Here is a 25,262-nt window from a genome sequence, read left to right on the forward strand (position 1 = left end):
GGGCTCCTTGAGAGGACGGGGGCGGTACGAGGTCAGGAAGCGAGGGCGACGGCGACCGGCCGGCGGTGCACGAAACGCCCGGGGCCGGCGGTGTGCCGCTCGCCGTCGGGGAAGACGACGGCCGCTGACGACCCCGCCGGCACGTCGACGGTGATGGACAGCTGGTCGTCCTCGAGGCGCCAGTCGACCGCGATGGTTCCATGGGGGCTCTCGAACGTGCCTTTCGCCCAGGTGACCACCTCGTCGAGGACGGGGGCGACGACGAACGATTCCCACGCGACCGACCCGGGCGTCTGACGGAGCCCCAGCGTGTGGGTGTGCAGGAAGCGGATCACGGCTCCCTTGCTGTAGTGGTTCAGCGATTCGTGCGCGTTGCCCTGCTCGTCGACGCCGTCCCAGTCCTCCCAGATGCTCGTCGCGCCGCGGTCGAGCATCCCCAGCCAGGACGGGGACGTCCGCTGGAACAGCAGCGAGTAGGCGACCTCGGCGTGACCCGTGTCGGCGAGCACCGGCAGCAGATCGGCCGTGGAGAGGAAGCCGGTGCCGAGGTGGTTCCCCGCGGCCCGGATGAGGCCGACCAGATGCTCGGCAGCGCGGGCCTGGAGGGGCCCCGGAACGAGATCGAATGCGAGGGCCCGGACATAGCTCGCCTGCGTTCCGGCCTTCGTCCTCCCGTCCGCGTCGAGGAACTCGGTCCGCCACGCGTCGCGGATCCGCTCGGCGAGGGTCGCGTAGCGCGCGGCATCCTTCGTTCTCCCCAGCACCGTCGCGATCGAGGCCACCGTGTGCACCGAGCGGAACAGGTAGGCGGTGCCCACCTCGCCCTTGTCCGCCATGAACCACGCCATCGGGTTGGACTGCACCGGGTCGATGAGCGATCCGTCCTCGGCTCGCTCCTTGGGCTCGAGCCATTCGCCCCAGTGGAAGGAGCCGTCCCAGATGTACTCCTCGTGCGGCATCGGCTCGGCGGAGCGCTCGACGCGGCTCTGGTGCCGAGCGGAACGGGCGGTCGTGAGCGCCCAATCCACCCAGCGCACCATCGCGTCCCAGTTCTCCGCCAGCGCCTCACGGTCGCCGTACGTCTCGTACAGCAGCCACGGAACGGCGACGATGGCGTCGCCCCAGCCCGCGGAGCCGGTCATCATCGCCAGCTGGTGGTCGAGCCGCTCCTTGATCCGGCGACCGTCCGGGGAGAAGTTCGCGATCCGGCCGTCGGCGAGCTGGTCGTCCCGGACGGACCGCAGCCACTTCCGGGTGAAGCCGGAGACGTCGTAGAGCCGTACCGCGGTCGGAGCGAACACCTGATAGTCCCCGGTCCATCCGAGCCGCTCCCGCGTCGGGCAGTCGGTGGGCACGTCGACCGCGTTGCCGCGGAAGCTCCACTCGGCCACCGAGTGGAGCCGGTTGAGGTCGTCGTCGCTGCACTCGAAGCTGCCGGCGCGCGCGAGGTCGGAGTGCACGACGCGCATGGCGACGCTCTCGCGGTCGAACTCGACGCCGTCCCGCTCGATGCGGGCGTACTGGAAGCCGTGCACGGTGTGCCGCGGCTCGAACACCTGCCCTGGCTGCCCGGACGACACGACCTCGTCGCGCTGCACGAACGGGACGCGGGCGTCCGGGCGCACGCCGTCGAGGTGGGCCGTGGCGAGGTCTCCGTCGGGGCCGACGTGTTCGCCGTAGTCGATCACGGTCCGGCTTCCCGCCGGACCGAGGTCGGTCAGAGTCACCCACCCCGAGGCGTTCTGACCGAAGTCCGCGATCCACCGGCCAGGCGCCACCGGGACGACCGAGACCGCCTTCCTCGTCTCGACGACACGCACAGGAGGGGCGGGCGACCAGTCGATGCGGGGAGCGTCGACGGCGTCGACAAGAACCCCCTGCGGATCGGGCGCCCCGACCGTGTAGTCGGTCGTCTGCCCGTCCATGAGGTCCGCGCGGGTGACCTCGGACAGGCTGCTCGTCCATGTCTCGTCCGTGACGACCACGGACCGGGACCCATCGGCATGGCGGAGGTGGAGTTCCGCGCGTGCAGCGAGGGTCTCACCCCACCCGGCGGGCTCGCGAAAGGCACCGACCTGACCTCGGTACCAGCCGTCCGACAGGAGGATCGACAGGAGGTTGCTCCCGCGCCTGATGAAAGAGGTCACATCCGACGCCTGGGCGTAGAGCGTGCGGTCGTAGGACGTGGAGCCGGGGCTGAGCTCTGCGGTGCCGGCGCGCTCCCCGCCCACGAACGCCTCGTAGACGCCCAGCGCTGTCGCGTACAGCCGCGCCGAGACGACATCCTCGCCGACCTCGAACGTCGTCGCGAGCCGATAGGCCGGGCGGTGTCCCTTCGGTGCGGGCTCGCCCTCCACCGGAGAGATCCACCGTGCGCCCCAGTCCTCATCGAAGAGGCCGGCCTCGAAGCGATGCCAGGCGGACCAGGCCGCGCCGCCGAGAACCCGGACCCGCCAGGCGACCGACTCCGTGCTCGCCAGTGGGCGCCAGGGCCACGCCACGAGCACATGCTCGGCCGAGGACAGCACTGCTGTGTTCCGCTGGCCCTCGATGTCGGCCTCCAGCTCGAAGCCGGCCGGCTCGGCGGCGGCCGGGACCTTCCAGGAGAGCCGAGGTCGAGGTCCGGCGACCGGGAAGCGGTCCCCGCCGTAATCGATGGACAGGCCGAACGGAACCTGCTCGCTCACGGGCACGCTTCTTTCTGCAGGGAGGCGGGTTGGACACTGCGCGACACGACGGGTCAGCGCACGGCCTTGATCTTGGTGAAGACGATGAGGCCGCCGATGAGGGCGAGCACCGCACCCGCCAGGTACAGAACCGTGTAGTTCTTCTCGTCCGCGGTCGCACCGATCGCGATGATGAACGGCGCGAGCAGCGGGGCGATCGCGCTCGGGATCTTCTGCGAGAAGGCGACCACCGCCATGTAGCGTCCGGCCTCCTCCCGGTTGGGCAGCACCGCGATCACGATCGCCTGGTCGACAGCGCTGAACGCGGCGATCGAGAGCTGCATGAGTACCGCACCGGCGACGAGCATGGTGAAGTCGTACGCGAAGGCCTCGACGGCACCGCCGGCGACGAAGAACAGCGCCCCGATGAGAGCGAACAGCTTCCGACGGCGGAGCTTGTCGGACAGGAAGCCGCCGACGAGCGCGCCGAAGATCGCGGCGAAGACGCCGAGGATGCCGATGATCGCGACGGTTCCCGCGACCTCGCGCACCGGCAGGTCGAGTCGCTGGGCATAGAAGAACGTGCCGAAGGTCGTGTTGAAGTACAGCCCCATGAAGAACACGAACCGGCCGAGCCAGTTCCACCCGAAGTCCGGGTGCTTCCGCGGGCTGAACGTGTAGCTCGAGAGCAAGGTCTTCACGGAGACAGCGTCCTTGCGCCGCAGGTTCCTCGAGTCGTCCTCCTTGCCGAAGAACAGGAAGAAGAGGAGGAGGAGAGCGCCGACGAGTCCTGGCAGCACGAACACGAGCAGCGTGCTCGACGCGACCGCGTACGCGATCCCGATGCCGAAGATCGGCGCCATCTGCCCCGTCAGCCCGGTGAGACCGCCCAGCTTCCCGCGCTGCTCCTCCGGGATCCGGTCCGCCTGCACGTTGAGGATCGCTTGTGCGGCGGTGGCCCAGCCCAGCATGGCGAAGATCCAGCCCACCCCGACAAGGAAGACGTTCGGCGCAACGGCGATGAACGCGAGTGCGACGAGGCCCAGGAGTGCGCCCGCGAGCATGAAGGGGCGACGGCGGCCGAGTGTCGACCGGAACCGGTCGCTCCAGACGCCGAGGAGCGGACTCGCAAGGATGTAGATGAGCTGCGCAGTGCCCGTCACATAGCCGAGCACCTCCTCACGACCCGGTGCCAGCTCGTCGATGCGCAGTGCGAGCGAGTACGACAGCGGAACGATGAACGCCATCGAGATGCCGAAGTTGGCGGCCATCATCCAGAAGATGTAGCCCTTGCTCGCCTTCTTGAGCGGCGTTGGATCGTCCGTCGGCGAAAGGTCGCCGTCGACGAGCGGCCCGGCCTCGGGGCCGGCGATGACCGGCATGGAGGTCGCTCCGAGGAGCTCCTCCTCGGTCGGGATCGTTTCCTTGGTCACGGACGTGACTCCTTCGTCAGTTCGAGGATGAATGCGACATCACCAGTCGTGGACGGTGCCGTCCGCGAGCCGGTTGTAGGGCAGATAGGCCTGGACGTACGGGTACTTGCCCGCCTCGTCGACGTCGAGTTCGACACCGATGCCGGGCCTGTTCCCCGGGTGGAGGAAGCCGTCCTGCCACGTGAAGGACTGCTCGAAGACCTGGTCGGTCTTCTCACCGTGCCTCATGTACTCCTGGATGCCGAAGTTGTGGATCGCGAGTCCGAGGTGCATCGCGGCGGCCATGCCGACCGGCGAGATGTCGGTCGGGCCGTGCATGCCGGACTTGATCTGGTACTGCGAGGCGTACTCGAGCACCTTCTTGAGGTGAGTGATTCCGCCCGTGTGCGTGACGGCGCTGCGGACGTAGTCGATCAGCTGCTCGCGGATGATCTGCTGGTAGTCCCAGATCGTGTTGAAGATCTCGCCGATCGCCAGCGGCGTGGTGGTGTGCTGGCGGACCAGGCGCAGCGCCTCGGGGTTCTCGGCGGGCGTGCAGTCCTCGAGCCAGAACAGGTCGTAGGGCTCGAGCGACTTGCCGAGCTTCGCGGCCTGGATCGGCGTCATCCGGTGATGCGCGTCGTGCAGCAGCGGGATTTCGGGCCCGAACTCGCCTCGGACCGCCTCGAACACGGTCGGGACGTGGCGCAGGTAGCTGCGGGTGTCCCAGTCCTCCTCGTTCGGCAGCGCCCCGCGCTGGGCTGGCTCGTGGTCGTACCGAACGCCCTTGTTGGCCTCGTAGGTGGCGTTCGACGCGATGCCGTAGATCGACTTGAGGCCGGGGACGCCGGTCTGGATGCGGATCGCGCGGTAGCCCTCCTCCTGGTGCTTCCGGACGCTGTCGAACAGCTCCTCGGTGCTCTTGCCCGAGGCGTGACCGTACGCGAGGAGCCCGTTCCGCGAGGCGCCCCCGAGCAGCTGATACAGCGGCATGCCGGCGGCCTTGGCCTTGATGTCCCAGAGGGCGACGTCGACCGCGGCGATCGCGGCCATCGTCACGGGGCCCCGGCGCCAGTAGGCGCTGCGGTAGAGGAACTGCCAGGTGTCCTCGATCCGGGACGCGTCTCGGCCGATCAGCAGCTGGACGACGTGGTCCTTGAGGTAGCTGACGACGGCGAGCTCGCGTCCGTTGAGGGTCGCGTCGCCGAGGCCGGTGATCCCCTCGTCGGTCGTCAGCTTGAGCGTGACGAAATTGCGGTCGGGACTGGTGACGATAACTTCGGCTTTGTCGATGATCATGGCGATGCTTCTGGTCCTGAGGTGAAGGGGGTCAGTCGACCGAGGGCTTGCGAGTGCCGATGCGGGTCCAGCGGGTGCGCAGGGCGTGAGCGGCGGCCTTCGGTCGGCGGTCGCGCGTGAAGACACCCTTCTTGTTGCCGTCGATGCGGTGGATGCCCGGCGACGTCTGGAAGTCGGCGAAGTTCCACACCTGCTCGCCGACGAAGCCGTCGATGCGGTCGAACACGCGGTGGTACATCTCGAGGAACGACGCCTGGTACTCCTCGCTCCACGGGGTGTCCCAGACCGAGTGCAGCCCCTGCATCGTGTCCGCGCCGTACTCGCTCATCATGATCGGCTTGCCGAACTTCGCGATCCAGCCGCGCAGCTCGCCCTCGAGCGCCTGCTCGGCAGTCGCGAGATCGCCCGTGAAGACGTACCAGCCGTAGTAGCGGTTGATGCTCAGCACGTCGAAGAGGTCGGCGATCTTGTCGTTGTTCACGAGCGCGAACATGACGAGCGCGTAGGTGACCGGACGGGTCGGGTCGAGCTCGCGGGTCAGGTTCACGAGCGGCTCGAAGTACTCGCGGGCGCCCTCCTCGTTCGACGCCGGCTCATTCGCGATGCTCCACATCACGACGCTCGGGTGGTTCTTGTCCCGGGCGATGAGCTCCCGGATGTGCTGGGCGTGGGCGGCCTGCGTCTCGTCATTCGACGTCTCCGGCGAGAAGCTCGGCTTCGGGCCCACGCCGCTGAGCCCGCCCTGGACGCCGAGATTCAGACCGACCGCAGCGGTCTCGTCGATGACGACGATGCCGTGCCGGTCCGCGAAGTCGAGGACCTCCTCGGCGTAGGGGTAGTGCGAGGTGCGGAAGGAGTTCGCGCCGATCCAGTCCAGGAGCTGGAAGTCGTGCACCAGGTAGGCGTTGTCGTGCCCCTTCCCGCGGACGGCGGTGTCCTCGTGCTTGCCGAACCCGGTGAAGTAGAAGGGCTCGCCGTTGATGAGGAAATCGGTTCCGCGGACCTCGACGGTGCGGACGCCGAACGACTGGGTGTAAGTGTCCACGACCGCGCCGTCCTCGCCGAGAACCTCGATCACGAGGTCGTAGAGGTAGCCCGCACCCGGCTGCCAGAGCGTCACGCCGTCGATGCGCACGGTGCCGGTCGCCCCTTCACCGGTTGCGACCTCAGCACCGGCCGCATCGAGGATGCGGACGCGAACGTCGGCCGATCCGGTGGTCTCGACCGTGTAGTCGACGACGCCTGCGCCTCCGTCGATCCCGGTCACCACGGTCACGTCGTCCACTCGGACGGCCGGCGCGGAGTACAGCCAGACGGAACGTGCCAGCCCTGCGTAGTTGTAGAAGTCGTGGAAGTAGGTCTGGGTCTTCTTGCCGTCCTGCCGGACCGTCACCGATCCGGGCGGGATCGTCACGTTCGTCAGCTGGTTGTTCACCCCGACCGTCAGCCGGAACTCGGCGCCGGCCTGCACGTGCTCGGTGATGTCCGCCTCGAAGGGCGTGTAACCGCCGACATGCTGCGCGACGAGCGAGCCGTCCACGTAGACCCGGCCCTCGTGGGTTGCGGCGTCGAAACGGACGAAGACCCGCTCGCCCGCCCAGCCGCGCGGCACGCGCACCTGGCGCTGGTACCAGACCCAGCCGACGTGGTCCCGGATCGCCGAGTCGACGAAGAGGTCGTTGTAGCTCGCCGGCACGGCGGCTTCGAGCGGGGTGTCCAGCACCGCGTTCCACGGCTCCGACGTGACCGCGGACTCGGTGGCGAATCGCCACAGCCCGTCGAGGTTGACGAGCTCACGGGTAGCGGTGGACTGGGGCTTCAGCATTGAAAAGGTCTCCTACGCGGCGATGCGGGCAAGTGCCCAGGCGGAGGCGGGCGGCCCCGCTCGGGATTCAGTAGACCACGTCGGCGCCCGTCTTGGCAAGCGGTTGCCAAGCCGGAGTGCCGGAGTGGCGACAGGTGGTTGACGGACTGCGAAGGAGGGCGAATCAGCCCTGAGCGAGGGGAAGCAGGAACTCGACGCGCGGCACGAAGCGGCGGTGCGCCGACACGTCCGTCCGCTCCCCGACGATCTCGACGGATGCTCGCGCGCGGAGGTCGTCCGAGGCGGACCCGACGAGGACGTCCATCGTCCCTGGATCGACCACGAAGCGCCCATCGGCTGCGGTGAAGCCGAGCTGTGGCACGTCGATCGCGAACGCGATGGTCTGCTCCTCCCCCGGCTCGAGCTCCACCTTCGCGAACGCCGCGAGCTGCTGCTCAGGTCTCGTCACTCCGAGTCCCGGAAGCCGCAGGTACACCTGCACGACTTCGGCGCCGCGCACCTGCCCCTCGTTCCGAACCGAGACCGACAGGCGCAGCTCGCCGAGCGGGTCCACCTCATGCTGATCGACGAGGACCTCGCCGTAGCCGAACGAGGTGTAGCTCAGGCCGTGGCCGTAGGCGAACAGGGGCGTATTCGGCAGGTCGACGTACGCGCTGAACATGTCCAATGACGTGCGGCGGGGTCCGCTTCCGCGCTTCTGCCCCTGGTAGACGGGCACCTGTCCCGCGTGCCGCGGCACTGTGAACGGTAGCTTGCCCGAGGGGCTGGTCCGTCCGAACAGCACGTCGGCGATCGCGGGCGCTCCCTCCGGTCCCGGGTAGTAGACGGCGAGCACGGCGGTCGCCTTCTCCACGATCCGGTCAAGCAGATACGGCTTGCCAGCGAAGAGGACCGCGATGACCGGCTTGCCCGTCGACGTGACGGCGTCGAGGAGCTCGAGCTGCCGAGCGGGAAGCTCGAGCGTCGCAGAGTCGGACCCTTCGCCCTCGGTGGCGCGGCCCGAGAACGCCGCAGACCGGCCGCCGAGCGCCAGGATCACGACGTCGGCGGCATCCGCCGCCGCCACCGCGGCATCGATGTCGTGTGGCTCGGAGTCCATCACGCCGGTTCCCGGAACCGAGGTGACACGGGCGGTGGGAACGGCGTCACGGACCGCATCGGCGAGACTCCGCGCACCGTACTGCTCGCGAACCGCGAGTTCCGGATCGAGGCGGCGCATCGCCTCCATCCGCTCCTCGACCTGCTTGCGCGCCGCCTCCGGCAGGTTGTCGAGCGCGTTCTCCCAGCCCGCCATCCGCGCCTGTCCCGTCGCGATGCCGCGCAGCATCTCGAGGACCGGCGGGTAGGTGTAATTCGCGAATCCGGCCATCACCGACTCCGCGTGCGGCCCGACCACGGCGATCGACTCGGTCTCCGGCGAGAGCGGCAGCGCCGCGTCGCGGTTGGTGAGCAGAGTGATCGACTCGGCCGCGAGCTCGCGGGCCAGCTCGCGGCCTTCCGACACGATCGGAGCGAGGCGCACGGGATCGGCGTCGACGTACGGATTCTCGAAGAGCCCCAGCGCGAACTTCTGAGTGAGCACCCGAAGGACAGCGCGGTCGAGCAGGGCGACGTCGATCTCGCCGCCGTCCACCGCCTCCGCCAGGACCTCGCCGTAGCCGTACGGCTGCGGCAGCTCGACGTCGAGGCCCGCCCCTAGCGCGAGGGCGGCGGCTCGACGGGCGTCGGGGGCTGCGCCCTGCCGCTCCACTGCATAGAAGATCGTGCGGTAGTCGGACACTACTGTCCCGTCGAAGCCCAGCCGGCCCCGCAGGAGCTCGTCGAGGATCTCGCGCGAGAGGCCGACCGGCACACCGTCGATCTCCGAGTAGCTGTTCATCACGCTGGCAAGGCCGGCGAGACGGATGGCCGCTTCGAACGGTGTGGCGAAGACGTCGTACAGCTCGCGATTCCCGAGATGGGTCGCGGCCATGTTCTGACCGCCGTCGGTGACCGAGTACCCGAGGAAGTGCTTGGCGGTCGCCAGGACGCCGGAGGCCGGGTCGTCGCCCTGAATGCCTCGCGTGTAGGCCACTCCCATCGCTGAGACGAGCAGTGGCTCCTCGCCGAACGTCTCGTGCACTCGGCCCCAGCGCGCATCGCGCGCGACGTCGAGCACGGGAGCGAGCGCCTGGCGGATGCCGATGGCGCGCATCTGCCGGCGGATGATCTCGGCCATCTGCTCCACGAGCTCCGGACGCCACGTCGCGGCCAGCCCGATCGCCGTGGGAAACGACGTGAACCCCTCGGCGAGGACGCCGTTGAGAGTCTCGTTGTGGAGGAGCGCGGGGATGCCGAGCCGGGTGTTCTCGGCGAGGTGGCGCTGGATGCCGTTCGCGAGGCGGGCCACGACGTGCGCAGGACCCGTTCCGACCGAGACGGTTCCGACCTGCCCGATCCCGTTCGCCAGGTGCCGCTCCATCTGGCGCTGGTCGAGGTCGCCCGACAGCCCGGTGATCGTGTTCGCCAGGATGCCGGTGAGCTGAGACGCCTTCTCGGCGGTCGTCATGCGACCGAGCAGGTCCGTCGCCCGGTCGGCGGCGGACAGCGAGGGGTCCATGTAGTCCACATTCATTCCACTCTGTCGAGGACTGATCAGCGGTTCGGCTGCAGGGTGAGACGCCATACCCACCGGTAGCGGTCACCGTCGAGACGGTGGTCGGGACGGGTGTCCGGACCGAGCCTCCCGGTCCCCACGCCCCGGTGCGCGACGTCGAGGTGCACGATCGTCCGTTCACTCGGCGGGAGCTCCCACCAGTGGTCGGCCTGCTCGAGCTCGTGTGGGGCGTAGCGACTCACGTTCAGATGCAGGGGATCGGCGGAGCGCGCCCGAACGACGCCGGCCGCACCGGCCAGCACCAGCTCGGTGACGCCGCCTCGCGTGCCGTTCTCCTGAGGCACGACGTAGGGCACCGCGAGGTCGTCGACGGTGCTCGTCCACCGACCGAGCAGCGCGGAGGCGCGCCGGTCGGGGTAGTTCTCCCACGGCCCGAGGCCGACCCACTCGACCTCGTCGAAGCCGGGAGGAAGCTCGAACCGCATCCCGACGCGGAGCCCGTCGCGGGTGCCGGGCGGGAGCGCGACGTCTTCAGTGAGGACCCAGTCGCTGTCCCCGACGGCGAGAATCCGCCTGCGGTGCGTCACCTCGTCGCCGAAAGCGGTGGCGTACCGGGTGGTGACGACGGTCCCCCCGTCCTCCTCCCCCACGGCGACCTCGGTCGGTTCGAGCGAGAAGAAGCCGGACCTGACGAAGCGGTTGTCGAGAGCGAAGGAGGCGTCGTTCTCGGTGAGGGCCCGCCACAGCGCGAGGCGCGGGGGTCCGGCGAGCAGAGGGTGCCGCAGCTCGCCGTCCTCGCCAAGGGTCGCCCGCTGGGTTCCCGCGGACGGCAGACTCGGGGCCGTAGTCGGGAGGACGATCTGGTGGACGGCGATCTCGGTGCCCGCAGGCGCCCACGCGGCGTCCGCTCGGGTCCGGACGGTGAGCGTGAGGGCCAGCGAGGAGTCCCGCGCCGCCATGTCGCGGATGCTCCGAGGCAGCTCGAGAACCGCGTCCGCACCGGGAGCGACGTCCGGGGTCGGAAGAACGACCGCACCTTCCGGGCCCGCCGTCGTCTCCGCCCGCAGCTCGAGCTCGTATCCGGCGAGGTCCGCGTAGGTCTGCCGGTTGCGGATCGTCAGGCCCCCGGCGAGCGCCTCCTGGGCGCCGGACGTGATGCGGAACGGGCTGAAGATGCCGCGCGCCTCGAGGAGCGCCGGCTTCGGCGTCAGATCCGGGAACGCGACGCCGTTGAGCAGGACCGGCCCGTCGTTCGGCTGATCGCCGAAGTCGCCGCCGTACCGGTAGCGGCCGTCCCCATCCGGGTCGAGCCCGTGGTCGAGGAACTCCCAGAGGAATCCGCCTTGCAGGCCGGGGAGCGTCTCGAACAGCTTCCAGTAGTGGTCGAGACCACCGGTCGAGTTGCCCTGGGAGTACGCGTACTCGCACAGGATGAGGGGCCGGTCCGCACGCTCGTCGGCTGAATACGCCTCCAGCGAGGGGAAGGAGGGATACATCGGGCAGACGACGTCGGTCGCAGCGTGCCCGCCGTGCCAGTCCTCGGAGACGGCTCCCTCGTAGTGCACGGGACGAGAGGGGTCGACGCGACGGGACCACGCCGCCATGGCGTCGTGCGCGGCGCCGTACCCGGTCTCGTTGCCGAGCGACCACAGGACGACGCTGGGGTGGTTCCGGTCCCGCAGCACCATCCGTGAGTACCGCCGCAGGAAGCTCGGCAGATACTCCGGGTCGTCGGCCATCTGAGTGGCGAAGGCGTGACCCTCGATGTCGGCCTCGTCGATCACGTAGAAGCCGAGCTCGTCGCAGAGGCCGAGGAAGACCGGGTCGTTCGGATAGTGGGACGTCCGGATGGCGTTGACGTTCATCCGCTTGAGCAGGGAGAGCTCGGCGAGCATGCGCTCCCGGCTCATCACGCGCCCGGTGCGCGGGTCGGAATCATGCCGGTTCACCCCTTGGAACAGCGGGCGCCGGCCGTTCACGAGCAGGTCGCGGCCCCGGATCTCCACTCGGCGGAAACCGACGCGCATCCGGGCCTCGTCCACCACCGTGCCGGCGCCGTTCCGCAGCCGCACCACGACGCCTTCGAGGTGCGGAGTCTCCGCCGTCCACGGTGGGACATCGAGGTCGTCGAGCGTGACCTCCGCCCATCCAGCGGGAAGACCGTGCGCGACGGTCTGGGCGAAGGCGGCGGCGACCGGCGCCAGCCGGGCGGGGATCTCCGCTCCGGCGGCCCTGAGGGACAGGAGGTCCATCATGTCGTCCGGCAGCCGGGGTTCCGGCCGGTTGCTGCGATCGCGCCGCGGCTTCGGCAGGGTCTGCGTCGCGAGTCGGCCGGTCACCGGAGCGGTCTCCGCACGTCCGACTCCCTGCACCTCGACGGTCCAGTCGACGGACGGCAGATGCGCGAGCCCCGCGGTGGACACCCGCACCCGGAGCGTCCCTCGCTCGGACTCCGGGTCGTAGTCGGCGAGCGCCGCCACATCGGCCAGGCGGACCTCCGGCACCGAATAGAGGAAGACCGATCGGCTGATGCCGCCGTGCCACCACTGGTCCTGATCCTCGAGGTAGCTCTCCGCCGAGTACTTCTGCACAACGAGGATGAGTTCGTTGTCGCCGGGCCGCACCTGCTCGGTGACGTCGAACTCGGCCGCCAGATGTGCGTCGCTGCTGACGCCGACCACCTCGCCGTTCAGGAGGACGCGCAGGACCGACTCGGCTGCGCCGACGTGCAGGATGAGACGCCGCCCGGGTTCCGGGCGCAGCTGCATCGTCCGCCGGTACACCCCGGTCGGATTCCGCTCGGGGAGGGCCGGCGGCACCTCATCGAAGGGCATCGGGACGTTGGTGTAGTGCGGCGGGTCGCTGAGCTCGGTCATCGTCCAGAGTCCCGGGACGGTCGTGGTGTCCCAGTCGGTCCCGAGCACTGCATCGGGAGAGGGAAGGAGCTGGAACTCCCATATCCCATCGAGGGACACCTCCGGCTCCCGCCGGATGCCGTGCATCGGGAGGCGCCCGACGGGATGGAACCCCGTTACGTCTCTCGGCACGCCGGCGAGGACCGTCCTGTCGACGCTTCTCTCCGCGACGGGCGCTCCGGCGCTCATCGTGCGGTCGCCTCCCTCGCGAGTTCCGGCAGAGCGCCGCCGCGGGCGACGTCGCCGAGCCAGGCGAGGCTCGGCTTGGGGGTGCGCTCGAACGTCTCCCGGTCGACGGCGATGAGCCCGAAGGTCGGCTCCCAGTGGCCCCACTCGTAGTTGTCGAGCGCCGTCCAGTGGATGTAGCCGCGCACGTCGATCCCGTCGTCCATCGCGGCGGCCAGGTGCTGCAGCGCCTCGGCGGTGTAGGCGATCCGGCGCTCGTCGTCCTTCGTCGCGATGCCGTTCTCGGTGACGATGATCGGCACGCCGCCCGTCACGTCCCTGGTGTGCCGCACGGCGATGCCGAGTGCGTCGGGACGGTACGCCGTGCCGACGAGCGTGTTGTCCGGGTGCGGCGGATAGGGCTCGATGCCCTCCGGGCCCACCCACTGGGCCGAGTAGGACTGCACGCCCACGAAGTCGTCGCCGCGCGAGCCCTCGAGGTAGAGGTCCTCCCAGATGTACTCGAGCTCCCGGCGCTTCTCCTCCGCGCCTGGCCGCGTCTCGAACGCGCGGTTCGCCACCGTCCAGCCGACGGCCGCGCCGGTGCGCTTTCGCACGATGTCGCGGACGGCGTGGTGGGCCTCGACGAACCGCTTGCCGATCTCAGGCTCGGGCGCCGGCAGCGGCTTGCGCGCTCCGTTGTCGTTCTCCACGGTCGGGCTCTGCCACTCCCCGCTCGCCTGGGCCTGCTGCATCGCCCGCGCGAGCCCCGTCATCATCGCGAGCATGTTCGGCTCGTTCATCGTGGCGACGTACGGGACGCCGTCGAGGATGCTTGTCGCGGCCTCCACGTAGGAGGTGAACCGTTCGATTGCGCGCTCGCCGAGCCAACCGCCCTCCTCCGCGAACCAGCGGGGGTTCGTGAAGTGATGCAGGGTCACGAGCGGAGTGAGACCGAGGCCGAGCGCGGTGTCGATCATCCTGCGGTAATGGGCGAGCTGCGCCTTCGAGATGAGGCCTGGGACCGGCTCGATGCGCGCCCACTCGATGCTGAAGCGGTAGGTGTTCAGCCCGGCCTCGGCCAGCAGCCGCATGTCCTCCGGGTAGCGGTGGTAGCTGTCGCACGCGTCGCCGCTGCGCTCCATGCCGGGCATCCGGCCCTCGTTCGCCCAGAAGTCGCTGTTGACGTTGCTGCCCTCGACCTGGTGGGCGGCGGTCGCTGCACCCCAGAGGAAGCCGTCGGGGAAAGAGGTCATGAGATGTTCTCCTGGTTGTCGGCCGGCGAGCCGGCGGTGTATTCGAAGCGGGTGAGCAGGGCGTCGCGGCCGAGCGCCTCGACGCCGATGACGCGGCCGGTGAACCCCCCGGCCACCTCGGTGGACAGGTAGCGGCCGTCGATCTCGGCGAGCGCGCGGAATCCGTCGCCGTCCCGGTACCCCAGCTGCAGCCGATCGGGGCCGCGACGGAAGCTGTAGCGATCGCCGTCCGCCACCGCGCGGAGGACGAGCGGCGTCCCAGCCGCCACTCCCGACTGCTCGCCGAGGACCTGGTCCAGCGGCCCGACGACCAGGCGCGCGGACACGCGATCAGCCACTCGCTCCACGGCGGCCCAGTGCGCGTCGTCGATGCGGACGACGAACGCGGCGTCACCATCGGGCACGGTCACCGCCGCGGTCCACTCTGCGTCGCGCGCTCGGACCGCGAGGAGCCTCGCGGCCTGGCGGTCCTTGGGCGAGCGACCTGCTTCGATGCGGACTCCGTCGCCGGTCGATCGCGTGAAGCTGCGGGGATCGACGCCCGGCGAGATCCAGCGGACATCGAGGGACGCAGAGGAGAAGTCGTCGACGAAGGATGTGATGGTCTCGCGCACTTCGTAGTGGTCCTCGACGACGACCGGCCAGTCGTCGATCCAGTCCACGCCCGCCAAGAAGGTCTCGCGGCCGTTGACGTGGAATCTCGGGAATGAGCCACGCGGGCGCACCCCGAGGTACACCATCGCCCACTCCCCATCGGCGAGCTCCACCAGGTCCGCGTGCCCCGTGCTCTGCACCAGGTGAGGCGTGCTGCGGTGGGAGAAGATCGGATTCGCGGGATGCCCTTCGAAGGGTCCGCCGGGCGTGCGCGACCGCGCGACCGACACGGCGTGTCCGCGGTCGGTCCCGCCCTCCGCGACCACCAAGTACCACCAGCCGTTCCGCTGGAGGAGGTGCGGTCCCTCAGGATCGGCGAGACCGGTCCCCTCCCACAGGTGCTGCGGCTCGGAGAGCAGCCTGCCGCTCGCCGGGTCCACCTGCGCCTGCTGGAGACCGAGCATTGGGTTGGCCCAGGTGAGGTAGCACGTGCCGTCGTCGTCCCAGGCGAGATCCGGGTCCATCCCCCAGGCGCCGGTCGTGTAGACCGGGTCGCTCCAGTCACCGGCGGGGTCCGCGGCGGACACGATGAGGTGCCCCCGCATGATGTCCGCGATGTTCGTGGTGATCATCCAGAACCGGCCGTCGTGGTGGCGGATGGTCGGCGCGTAGATGCCCTTGCTCGCGCCCTCGAGGCCAGGCTGCACGTTGAGCTGGCTGGGACGGTCGAGCACGTTGCCGATCTGCTCCCACGTGAGCAGATCCGTGCTCGTGAAGACCGGCACTCCGGGGAAATACTCGAAGCTCGAGTTGATCAGGTAGAAGCGGTCGCCCACCCGGCAGATTGACGGGTCGGGGTGATAGCCCGGAAGGATCGGATGCGCGCTCATCCCTAGGCGACGGCCCCGGCCTGCTCGGCCTGCTGGCGATGCACTTCCAGGAGCCGGTACCGCTCGGCACGGCGCTTCTCCTGCTCGATCGGATCGGCGATCGGCGCCGCGAGGAGCAGGCGCTGGGTGTACGGATGCTCGGGCTCCGAGGTCACGGAGGCGGCGGGACCGGTCTCCACGATGTCGCCCTTGTAGACCACGCTGACCCGGTGGCTGATGTGTCGCACGACGCTGAGGTCGTGCGACACGAACAGATAGGCGACCCCGGTCCGGCGCTGGATCTCGATGAAGAGGTCCAGCACGATGGCCTGCGTCGAGAGGTCGAGAGCGGAGACCGGCTCGTCGCAGACGATCAGCTTCGGCTCGGGGGCGAGCGCACGCGCGATGGCGACGCGCTGGCGCTGGCCGCCGCTGAACTCCCGCGGCAGCCGCTCGGCGGCGTCCCTCGGCAGGCCGACCTGATCGAGCAGGGTCCGCACCCGAGCACGGGCGTCCTTCGCGGTCGCGCCCTGGACGACGAGCGGCTCGCTCAGAATGTCCCCGACGGTCATCGACGGGTTGAGCGACGTGTACGGATCCTGGAACACGACCTGGAGCTCGCGGGCGAGCTTGCGCCGCTCGGCGGCACTGACGTGCGTGATGTCCTGGCCGTCGAAGATGATCCGTCCGCCGCTCGGCTTCACGAGGCCGAGCACCGCGCGTCCGATCGTCGTCTTGCCGGATCCGGACTCTCCCACGACTCCGAGCGTCTCGCCTTCGCCGATCGTCAGCGAGACCCCGTGCAGCACCTCCGTGGCCTTCGCGCGGAAGCCGCGGCCGGGATACGTCACGCGCAGGTCGGTGACCTCGAGCAGCGGATTCGTCATCGGGTCGTCCCTCCGGCGAGAGCGCCGGCGGAGACCGGCGGGTCGGTTCGTACGGTGGCCTCGTCGAGGATGGCGCCGAGCAGCTTCTGCGTGTACGGGTGCTTCGGCTCGCGGAAGACCTCGAGCGCCGTTCCGGATTCCACGACCTGCCCGTTCTGCATCACTGCGATCCGATCGCAGATGTCCGCGACCACACCGAAGTTGTGGGTGACGAGGACGACGGCCATGTCGAGCTCCGCCTGGAGGTCGCGGAGCAGATCGAGGATCTCGGCCTGCACCGTGACATCGAGGGCGGTCGTCGGCTCGTCCGCGATGAGCAGCTTCGGCCGGCTGGCGACCGCCCCGGCGATCAGGACGCGCTGCGCCATGCCGCCCGAGATCTGGTGGGGGTAGGAGTCGAACGTGCGCTTCGGGTCCTGGATGCCGACGCGCTTCAGCAGGGCGAGCACGCGCTCACGAGCCTCGCGCTTCGACAGGCCGGTGGTCGCCCGGATGCCCTCGACGAGCTGCGCCCCCACCGTGTAGGAGGGGTCCAGGTTCGACATCGGCTCCTGTGGGATGTACGCGATGGACCGGCCCCGAAGCTGCCGGAGCTCGCGCTCGCTCAGACCGATGAGGTTCCGGCCCTCGAGCCGGATCGACCCGCGCACGATCACCGCCTCGGCCGGCAGCACGCCGAGGATGGCGAACGCGGTCTGCGTCTTGCCCGAGCCGGACTCGCCCACGAGGCCGACGGTCTCGCCGGCGTTGACTCTCAGCGTGACGCCCTTCACGACCTCGTTGAGCTTTCCGGACGGCGTGGGATAGGCGATCACGAGATCGTCGACTTCGAGCAGGGCGTCCGACGGCCGGGACTCGGCGCGACCAGCCACCTGCTCGACCTTGGGCGCCGCGATCTTCGCGGGCTTGAGCTTCACGCCCTCGAATGCATCGCGGAGAGAGTTGCCGAGCAGCACGAGCGACGCCGTGATGACTCCAAGCAGGACGGAGGGCCACAGGAACTGCATCGGGTCGATGTAGAGGTTGAGGAACCCTTCGGAGATCATCGCCCCGAAGCTCGGGACGAGCGTGGAGCCGACACCGAGGAAGGCGAGGCCGGCCTGCACGCTGATCGCTCCTCCGAAGAGGAACGCGGCCGCGATGATGATCGGGCCCCGAATCACGAACAGCACGTGCCGGGCCAGGATGCGCAGGTTCGACAGACCCGCGACGCGCGCGGCATCGACGTAGAGCTCGTTCTTCACGCCGACGACGAGGTTCCGCACGATCCGATATATGCCGGGCGAGAGCAGCACGCCGAAGATCAGCATCGTGAACCGGTAGTCGCCCTTGGTCACGGGCATGAGGACGATGAGCAGCAGGATCCCCGGGAAGGTCATCACGAGGCTGAATACCCACTCGGTGACGCTGCGCAGGCGGCTGCCGAAGTATCCGCCGATGAGACCGAAGGTGATGCCGATCGCCAGCGCGACGCTAGCGCCGATCAGGCCGGAGATCATGCTCGTGTTGATCGAGTGCAGGAGCCGGGACATGATGTCGCGCCCGTTCTGGTCCGCACCGAGCGGGTAGCCGGGCGTGCCGGGATCGGCGTTGATCGCGCTCAGCTGCGCTTCGTTGGGGTCGTGCGGAGCGATGAAAGGGGTGAGGAGTCCCAGCAGGACGATCACCAGAAGCAGCGACGCGGTGATGACCGCCTGCGGGTCCCGGAGAAGCTTCCGGAAGGGCGACCGCCGCGGCGGCGCCGCCAGGCCCGGGTCGATGGAGAGCTCTTCGATGCTCAATAGATTCTCGCCTTCGGGTTGAGCCAGCCGTTCACGACGTCGGTGACGAGGTTCACGACGACCACGAGGATCACGCCGAACGCCGTGATGCCGAGGATGATGGGGATGTCGCCCTGGAGCGCCGCGTTGAACGCGTACTGGCCGTACCCCGGCAGCGCGAAGACGTTCTCGATGATGAGCGCGCCGCCGAGCATCTGGATGAACTCGAGCGACAGCACGGTCAGGGCGGGACCTGCCGCGTTGCGGAGCGCGTGCCGGATCACGATCGACGTGGTCGAAACCCCGCGAGTGCGGAGGGTGCGGACGTAGTCCTTGCGGAGTTCGTCGATCATCGTGCCGCGCACCTGGGCCGCCATGTTGGCGACCCCGCCGATGACGAGCACGATCACCGGCATGGCGATGGAGGCAGCCCAGCGCGCTGGATCCTCGGAGAACGGGGTGAAGCCACCGGCGGGCAGCAGCTTGAGGTTCACCGCGAGCACGACGACGAGGACGATGGCGAGCAGCAGGCCGGGGACGATGTAGCCGACGAGGGACAGGATCTGAGAGATCTTGTCGGCGACGCCGCCGCGAGATGCCGCCCAGACGCCGAGCGCGACGCTGATGACGACGGTGATGAGGAGCGCCGTGACGACGAGGGACAGCGTGACCCCGAGCCGTGCGGCGACAGCCGGCGCGACGGGCTGGCTGGTGAAGAGCGAGCGCCCGAAGTCGCCGGTGAACACGCCGCCGAGCCAGTCGAAGTACTGCACCAGGATTGGGCGGTCGAAGCCGAGCTCCGTCATCATCCCGGCGATCGTCTCGGGTGTTGCGGTGGGCCCGAGGCGCTCCCGCACGACGGACTCGAACGACGGACTCAGCAGCAGGAAGGTGATCAGCGTCACCAGGAGCGCGAGGACGAGCCCCGCGCCGAGCCGTCGGAGGACGTAGAGGGTCATGCGCCGACCCCCGACACGACGTGGGGCACCATCGAACTCCTTTGTCTTCTGTTGCCCGATCACGGGCTGCCCTGAGCGGCCGAAATCTCGGCAATCGCTTGCGGGAACCCGTCTAGTAAAACATCGGACGCGCGTTTTGACAACCGATTGCCAATACCGCGCCGGCTCACTTCTCATAGACCGCGACAGCGTCGTCAGCGGCGCTCGCGCCTTACTCTTGCGAAGGCGTCCGGACAGCCAGAAGGGCCCGGGCGGCGACCGCCCGGGCCCTTCTGGGGGAAGGATCAGCCCTCGACCACTCCGAAGTTGCGGACAGTGGGAAGCACACTGACCTCGGGGATGAAGTCGACGTCCTCAGTGGTCGCCCAGAGACCGCCGATGTAGGCGATCGGCGCATTGAGGGCGTTCTCCACCGAGAAGGCATTGAGCTCCTGGTAGAGCTCGGCCTGAGCCGCCTCATCGGCCTCGTTCGCGATGGACGAGAACAGCTCGGTCAGTTCAGGGTCCTCATAGTTGAAGGGATTGAGGAACCCCGTCGGAGCATAGAGATCCGCCACCTCGCGAGCAGGCACGTTGAGACCCATGAACCAGAGCGCGGCCGGATACTGCTTGGACGCGAGAGAGGAGGCGGTGTTCTGCGGGGGAACCGGCTCCCACTGGATGGTGATGCCGATGTCGGCGAGGGCCTGAGTGACGACCGGCTCGAAACTCTGCGAGATGACCGTGCTCGGCATCGTCAGCGAGAAGCCGTCCTCGTAGCCCGCGTCGGCCAGAAGCTCGCGAGCCGCCTCGGGGTCGAAGTCGTACGTGCCCTCGAGATCCTCGTTGTAGGCGGCCTCCGACGGATTGAAGGGCTGGACGGTCGGCGCGCCCACACCCTGGAACAGGGTCTCGACGAACTGCTCACGATCGAAGGCCATGTTGATCGCCTGACGCACGCGCAGATCCGCCAGCGGCGGGGCGAGCTCGCCGCCCCGGTCCGCGAGGATGATCAGAAGCGACGAGATCGCCTCCTGCTCATGGACGGTCAGGCCGGCTCCCTCCACCTGCGGACGCTGCTGGGGCTGGATGCGGCCCGCGTCGATCTCGCCGGCCTGCAGAGCGTTGAACGCCGCGGTGCGGTCCTGGATCACCCGGACGGTGAAGGTCTTGAACGGGTACGCCTCCGCGTTCCAATGGTCGTCCCGGCGCTCCAAGACGTACTCGCTGCCGTCGACGGTCGCGTCCGCCAGCGTGTAGGGGCCGGATCCGACCGGGCGCAGCGTGCTGCTCTCCTCGTCGAGCGTCTCGGGATCGCCGATTACGCCGGTGGCCTGGGCGAAGTAGCTGAGCAGGCCGGGGTCGGGCTCGCTGAGGTTGACGACGACGGTGCGCTCGTCGGTCGCTTCGATCGAGGAGACCTTCGCGAGCTTCGGCTGCTGGGGGCTCGGTGTCGTCCGTGTGCGCTCGAGGGTGCCGACGACGTCCTCGGCGGTGACCGGGTCGCCGTTGGTGAAAGTCAGGTCGTCGCGGAGGGTGAGCGTGAGAGTGCGCAGGTCGTCCGAGTACTCGTAGCTCTCGGCCGCGTTCGGCTGGATCTCGTTCTCCTGGTCGACCGCGAGGAGAGTGTCGAAGACCGAGGCCCAGATGAAGGCCTGCTCACCCTCGGCGAGCTGGGCCGGGTCGAGCGAGGCGGGCGGCGCCGCAACGGCGATCGTCAGTTCGGCAGTGCCGAGGCCGCCGCCTGAGCCGTTCGACTCCCCGGGCCGCTCGTTGGAGGGCGACGATGCGCACGCCGCTGTCGCCAGTACCGCCGAGACGGCCAGCGCGGCGGTCGCCGCGCGAGTCAGCGCCCGCGGACGGGACAGAAGGGAATTCATGCCTGGAGACTCCTTTGTCGGGGATTCATGATCTGAGTGCGCCGGCCGAGCGGTGATGGCTGTGGTGACACCGGCGCCTGATGCGTCAGTAAACCAGTTCTGATCGTTTTTGACAACCGATTGCCACTTGTGCCACGCCGCGGCGTGAAAGGACGGGCCCCAGCACCCGGAAGTGCGCTGATCGAGAGCGGCCAGGCGGCGGTTCGACAACCGCTTTCCGCCACTGCTGCCGGTCGACCGGGCAGTCACCCTCGGCTTCCGCCGCCCTACAGCTCCCTGACGAGGGCTGTCACGCGGCGCCGGAACGCGACGTCCTCTGCGAGCAGAGGACTGACCAGTTCGAGCAGTCCCTCAGCTCCTCCGCGCCGGTCGGCGTCGGCGATCGCCGAGGACGCGGCATCCCGGAGCGGAATCCCTGCCTGCACCGCAGCGATCCACGCCGCTATCGCAGAGGCACAGCCGGCGGCCGACCTCCCGGCCGTCAGCTCCCGGTCCGCGACGGGGACGATCCGCAGCCGCAGCTTCAGCAGCGCGTCGGTGGCGATCTGCTCCAGCTGATGCTCGATCCGTGCGTTGAGGAAGCGTGCGGCGAGAGCAGCGCGATAGGCATCGAGGTCGAGCGAGGCGGGAAGATGGCGGATGTCCTCATCCCAGAGGCGCTCGACGCCATCCCGGCACACCGGATCCGCCATGGCGTCGGCGACGGTTCGGTGACCGCGCAGCAGACCGGAGTAGGCGAGGAGCGAGTGGGCGCCGTTGAGCATCCAGAGCTTGCGCGCCTCGTACGGCTCGATGTCGTCGACGAAACGGGCGCCGGCGGTCTCCCAGGCGGGACGGCCGGAGGGGAAGTCGCCTGACAAGACCCAGTCGGAGAACGGCTCCGTGATCACAGGAGCCGCGTCGAGCCAGCCTGTCGCGGCGGTGACCCCGCGCTCCTCGCCGTGGTCGATTCGAGGCGTGATGCGGTCGACCGAGGTGGAGACGAAGGCTGCTCCTGTCGGGAGCCAGTCGGCGAGGTCCGGCGAGCAGAGTGAGGCGAGCCCCGTCAGGCCGCGTTGCAGGTGACCTCCGTTGTCGGGGATGTTGTCGCAGGACACGAGCGCGACGGGCGGCGCTCCCTCGCGGCGCCGGGCCTCCAGAGCGAGCAAGAGCCGCCCGAGTGCCGTCGACGGCTGCACAGACGGCAGCGCCTCGGATCCACGCAGCGCACCTCTGAGGAGGTCGACGTCCGACGTGACGGCGGGGTCGCTCAGGTCGGGGGAACCGTCGGGCAGCAGCCGGTAGCCGACCTCGGTGATCGTCAGTGTGACGAGGGCGGTCGAGGGCGCACTCAGAGCGGCGACGAGGGCGTCCACTCGGTTCCCAGGCAGGACGTCGACGAGGTTGCCGATAATCTCGTGTCGGTCGGCGTGAGGTCCCCGCTCCACGAGCGTGTAGAGGCCGTCCTGCGGACCGAGGCGGTCGGCCATGTCGGGACTCCGGCCCGTGAACCCCACGATGCCCCAGTCGCTCGCGTCCGTCGAGTGCGCGGTGTACCAGACCTGGTGAGCCCGGAAGAAGGCACCCACCCCGAGATGGACGATGCGGACGGGCGGAGTCGGGACGGAGCGCCCGGCGTCTCGAAGGGCGCCTCGCGACAGGCGCAGCGACGGGAGGACTGCGCTCACAGCTTGAAGGCCCGTCGGGGGATCGAATCGACGAGATCATCTGCGATCTGCTCGGCGGTGGACACCGTGAGGCGTCCCTCCCGCACGAGCCGCGCGAGGAAGGCCGAATCGGCCCGCCGAGCCGTGTCGTGGCGCGCGGGGATGGAGAGGAACGCACGCGTGTCGTCGATGAAGCCGGAGGTCCGGTAGAAGCCGGCGGTCTCGGTGACGGCGGATCGGAACCGGGCGATCGAGTCCGGAGCGTCGAGGAACCACCAGGGCGCGCCGACGTAGACCGAGGGATAGAAGCCGGCAAGCGGTGCCAGCTCTCGCGAGAACGTCGTCTCGTCCACCGTGAAGAGGACGAGGTTGAAGTCCGGCTCGAGCCCGTAGCGCTCGAGGAGCGGGCGGAGACCTTCGACGAAGGTGGTCGGCAGGGGCACGTCGTGACCGGTGTCGGCTCCGTACCGCTGGAATGTGGCGGTGCTGTGGTTGCGGAAGACCCCGGCGTGAACGGTCATGACGAGCCCGTCCTCCACGCTCATCCGCGCCATCTGCAGGAGCATGTGCGCCCGGAAGAGCCGGGCGGTGTCGGTGTCGGCGTCACCGGACAGAGCGACCCGGAAGAGCCGCTCCGCTTCGACCGCATCCAGTTCCGCAGAGAGGGGCTCGACGACGCCGTGGTCCGCAGAGAAGGCGCCGTGGTCCACGAAGTACGCCCGGCGATCCTCCAGGGCAGCGAGGTACCCGGCGAACGTCGCCGCGGATCCCGTTGCCGCGAGGAGCCGCTCGACGCGTTCCGGGAAGCCCGGGGCCGACGGGTCCAGGTACGCGTCCGGGCGGAACGTCGGAACGACCCGGCCCGGCAGACCGGCTTCGGCCAGTGCGCGGTGATGGGTCAGATCGTCGAGCGGGTCGTCGGTTGTGGCAAGCACCTCGATCCCGAAGCGCTCGAACAGAGCACGGGGCCGGAACTCCGGTCGGGCGAGCCGATCGGCGATGTGGTCGTAGACACGGTCGGCGGACTCCTCGGTGAGCTGCTCGTCGACCTCCAGTACCTCGGAGAGCTCCTCCTGGAGCCAGTAGCCGGACGCAGTGCCGGCGAACAGGTGCCAATGGCGAGCGAGAGTGCGCCAGATCTCGCGAGGTTCGGCAGAGCGCTCTGATCCGACGCCCAGAACGTCGAGGCCCACTCCCTCTGCGTGAAGGAGGCGCGTCACGTAGTGGTCGCGGACGACGAACAGCTCCGCCGGATTCCCGAAGGGCTCGTCCTGGGCGAGCAGCTCGGCGGGCACGTGGCTGTGTGGCGACAGGATCGGCCGATCGGCCACCCGCCGGTAGAGGTCGCGGGCGACGGCGCGGGTCTCCGGATCCGCGGGAAGGAGGCGGTCGGGGTCGCGTCGCTGCAGGCCGAGCATGTTCCCATTGGAGCGCCTCGCACGGTAGTTTGTCAACCGATTGCCACCGCGGCGCCCGCCAGCGCGCATGCCACTATGGGTGCAATCCGAACAGCGAGGGGAAGTCGTGGTCGACGCCGAGAACGCCGCCCCCGCGTCCATCGGGGCGCGGAAGGTCCCGGCGACCATCTACGACATCGCGCGAGTGGCCGGCGTCAGTCCATCGACGGTGTCTCGCGCGCTGAACAAGCCGGGGCGCATCAACGCCAAGACGGAACAGCGCATCAAGGAGGCGGCGGCCTCCCTCGACTACCGGCTCAACCCGATGGCACGCGCGCTCCCGACCGGACGGACAGGGACGCTCGGCCTGCTGCTGTCCGACATCACGAACCCGGTGTACTTCAACCTCGTCCGCGGAGCGGAGAGAGTGACCGCCGAAGAGGGCTACACCCTCGTGCTCGCGGAGTCCCAGGAGTCGGCCGAGGTCGAGATCGAGACGGCGGAGCGGCTGCTGCCTTCCGTGGACGGACTCGTACTCGTGTCCACGCGCCTCGCCGACGAGGATCTCCGGGAGCTCGCGGAGCGGAAGCCGCTCGTCCTGGTGAACCGGGAGCTCGACGCCGTCCCCACGATCGTTCCCGACGTCGCGCCCGGCATCCGGGACGCGCTCGACCACCTCGCCGAGCTCGGTCATCGGTCGCTCGCGTTCCTCGCCGGCCCGCCCGCCTCGTTCATGAGCCGGCTCCGCTGGGAGACGCTCCTGGACGAGGCGCCCAGTCGGGGCATGACCATCGTAGAGATCGGGCCCGGCGCTCCCACTCTCGAGGGCGGCCGGGAAGGGCTTCGGCGCGTCCGCGCGTCGGGCGTCACAGCCGTGATCGCGTACAACGACCTCATGGCCATCGGCCTGCTCCGTGCATGCCAGGACGCGGGCATCGCCGTGCCCGAGCAGCTCAGCATCATCGGATTCGACGACATCTTCGGGTCCGACTTCACGACGCCCCCGATCAGCACCATCCGCACTCCCCTCGACCTCGCGGGCGAGGCGGCGGTCCACCGGCTGATCGCGGCTGTGGACCGTTCGGGGAACGGGGATGGACGGGAACTGGCGACCGAGTTCGTCCTGCGAGGATCCACGGCCGCCGCCCGGTCCTGAA

General features: G+C 69.2%; 15 protein-coding genes. 1 reads left to right on the forward strand and 14 read right to left on the reverse strand.

The genetic code is table 11. From position 1 onward, the window contains the following. Positions 1–32: 32 nt before the first annotated feature. From J3P30_RS02990 to uxaC, 14 genes are all read right to left on the reverse strand, one after another. Positions 33–2,687: a family 78 glycoside hydrolase catalytic domain gene (locus J3P30_RS02990; protein WP_307807381.1), complete on the reverse strand. Its 2,655-nt coding sequence runs from the start codon at positions 2,685–2,687 to the stop codon at positions 33–35. A 53-nt stretch (positions 2,688–2,740) separates the two neighbouring features. Continuing rightward, positions 2,741–4,099 (reverse strand): MFS transporter, encoded by a 1,359-nt coding sequence (locus tag J3P30_RS02995; protein ID WP_307807382.1) that lies wholly within the window; start codon positions 4,097–4,099, stop codon positions 2,741–2,743. 39 nt (positions 4,100–4,138) lie between these two features. Beyond that, positions 4,139–5,377 (reverse strand): D-mannonate dehydratase ManD, encoded by a 1,239-nt coding sequence (gene manD / locus J3P30_RS03000; protein WP_210479452.1) that lies wholly within the window; start codon positions 5,375–5,377, stop codon positions 4,139–4,141. 31 nt (positions 5,378–5,408) lie between these two features. Next, the gene (gene uidA, locus J3P30_RS03005; protein ID WP_210479453.1) at positions 5,409–7,202 is read right to left on the reverse strand and encodes a beta-glucuronidase; all 1,794 of its coding nucleotides are present in this window, start codon (positions 7,200–7,202) and stop codon (positions 5,409–5,411) included. Between the two features lie 163 nt (positions 7,203–7,365). Beyond that, on the reverse strand, positions 7,366–9,801 hold the full coding sequence (locus J3P30_RS03010; protein ID WP_210479454.1) for a glycoside hydrolase family 3 N-terminal domain-containing protein: 2,436 nt from the start codon (positions 9,799–9,801) through the stop codon (positions 7,366–7,368). Positions 9,802–9,836: 35 nt separating this feature from the next. After that, positions 9,837–12,902, reverse strand: a complete 3,066-nt coding sequence (locus J3P30_RS03015; RefSeq protein ID WP_210479455.1) for a glycoside hydrolase family 2 TIM barrel-domain containing protein — start codon at positions 12,900–12,902, stop codon at positions 9,837–9,839. After that, positions 12,899–14,134: a glycoside hydrolase family 1 protein gene (locus J3P30_RS03020; RefSeq protein WP_210479456.1), complete on the reverse strand. Its 1,236-nt coding sequence runs from the start codon at positions 14,132–14,134 to the stop codon at positions 12,899–12,901. Before J3P30_RS03020 ends, J3P30_RS03015 begins: the two co-directional genes overlap by 4 nt. Beyond that, entirely contained in the window at positions 14,131–15,618 is a 1,488-nt protein-coding gene (locus J3P30_RS03025) for a glycoside hydrolase family 43 protein (RefSeq protein WP_210479457.1), read from the reverse strand. The genes J3P30_RS03020 and J3P30_RS03025 overlap by 4 nt, the downstream gene beginning before the upstream one ends. A 2-nt stretch (positions 15,619–15,620) precedes the next feature. Continuing rightward, on the reverse strand, positions 15,621–16,484 hold the full coding sequence (locus tag J3P30_RS03030; RefSeq protein ID WP_210479458.1) for an ATP-binding cassette domain-containing protein: 864 nt from the start codon (positions 16,482–16,484) through the stop codon (positions 15,621–15,623). After that, positions 16,481–18,265: a dipeptide/oligopeptide/nickel ABC transporter permease/ATP-binding protein gene (locus J3P30_RS03035; protein ID WP_246852696.1), complete on the reverse strand. Its 1,785-nt coding sequence runs from the start codon at positions 18,263–18,265 to the stop codon at positions 16,481–16,483. The genes J3P30_RS03030 and J3P30_RS03035 overlap by 4 nt, the downstream gene beginning before the upstream one ends. After that, positions 18,262–19,203: an ABC transporter permease gene (locus tag J3P30_RS03040; RefSeq protein WP_210479459.1), complete on the reverse strand. Its 942-nt coding sequence runs from the start codon at positions 19,201–19,203 to the stop codon at positions 18,262–18,264. The genes J3P30_RS03035 and J3P30_RS03040 overlap by 4 nt, the downstream gene beginning before the upstream one ends. Before the next feature lie 284 nt (positions 19,204–19,487). Next, entirely contained in the window at positions 19,488–21,062 is a 1,575-nt protein-coding gene (locus J3P30_RS03045; RefSeq protein WP_210479460.1) for an ABC transporter substrate-binding protein, read from the reverse strand. A 266-nt stretch (positions 21,063–21,328) separates the two neighbouring features. Further along, a complete protein-coding gene (locus J3P30_RS03050) occupies positions 21,329–22,729 on the reverse strand; it encodes a mannitol dehydrogenase family protein (protein WP_307807383.1) in 1,401 nt (466 codons plus the stop codon). Then, complete coding sequence (gene uxaC / locus J3P30_RS03055) at positions 22,726–24,126, reverse strand: glucuronate isomerase (RefSeq protein WP_210479461.1); 1,401 nt, start codon at positions 24,124–24,126, stop codon at positions 22,726–22,728. The genes J3P30_RS03050 and uxaC overlap by 4 nt, the downstream gene beginning before the upstream one ends. Positions 24,127–24,232: 106 nt before the next feature. Between uxaC and J3P30_RS03060 the strand changes: the two genes are divergently transcribed. Then, entirely contained in the window at positions 24,233–25,261 is a 1,029-nt protein-coding gene (locus tag J3P30_RS03060) for a LacI family DNA-binding transcriptional regulator (protein WP_210479462.1), read from the forward strand. Position 25,262: the final 1 nt, after the last annotated feature.

It is taken from the genome of Naasia sp. SYSU D00948 (assembly GCF_017916515.1).
GTDB lineage: Bacteria > Actinomycetota > Actinomycetes > Actinomycetales > Microbacteriaceae > Naasia.

Coding starts and splice junctions, on each gene's coding strand:
- J3P30_RS03025 (WP_210479457.1), bottom strand. CDS start 15,618: ATGAGCGCGCATCCGATCCTTCCGGGCTATCACCCCGACCCGTCAATC.
- uidA (WP_210479453.1), bottom strand. CDS start 7,202: ATGCTGAAGCCCCAGTCCACCGCTACCCGTGAGCTCGTCAACCTCGAC.
- J3P30_RS03030 (WP_210479458.1), bottom strand. CDS start 16,484: ATGACGAATCCGCTGCTCGAGGTCACCGACCTGCGCGTGACGTATCCC.
- J3P30_RS03040 (WP_210479459.1), bottom strand. CDS start 19,203: ATGACCCTCTACGTCCTCCGACGGCTCGGCGCGGGGCTCGTCCTCGCG.
- J3P30_RS03010 (WP_210479454.1), bottom strand. CDS start 9,801: ATGGACCCCTCGCTGTCCGCCGCCGACCGGGCGACGGACCTGCTCGGT.
- J3P30_RS03045 (WP_210479460.1), bottom strand. CDS start 21,062: ATGAATTCCCTTCTGTCCCGTCCGCGGGCGCTGACTCGCGCGGCGACC.
- J3P30_RS03015 (WP_210479455.1), bottom strand. CDS start 12,902: ATGAGCGCCGGAGCGCCCGTCGCGGAGAGAAGCGTCGACAGGACGGTC.
- uxaC (WP_210479461.1), bottom strand. CDS start 24,126: ATGCTCGGCCTGCAGCGACGCGACCCCGACCGCCTCCTTCCCGCGGAT.
- J3P30_RS03020 (WP_210479456.1), bottom strand. CDS start 14,134: ATGACCTCTTTCCCCGACGGCTTCCTCTGGGGTGCAGCGACCGCCGCC.
- manD (WP_210479452.1), bottom strand. CDS start 5,377: ATGATCATCGACAAAGCCGAAGTTATCGTCACCAGTCCCGACCGCAAT.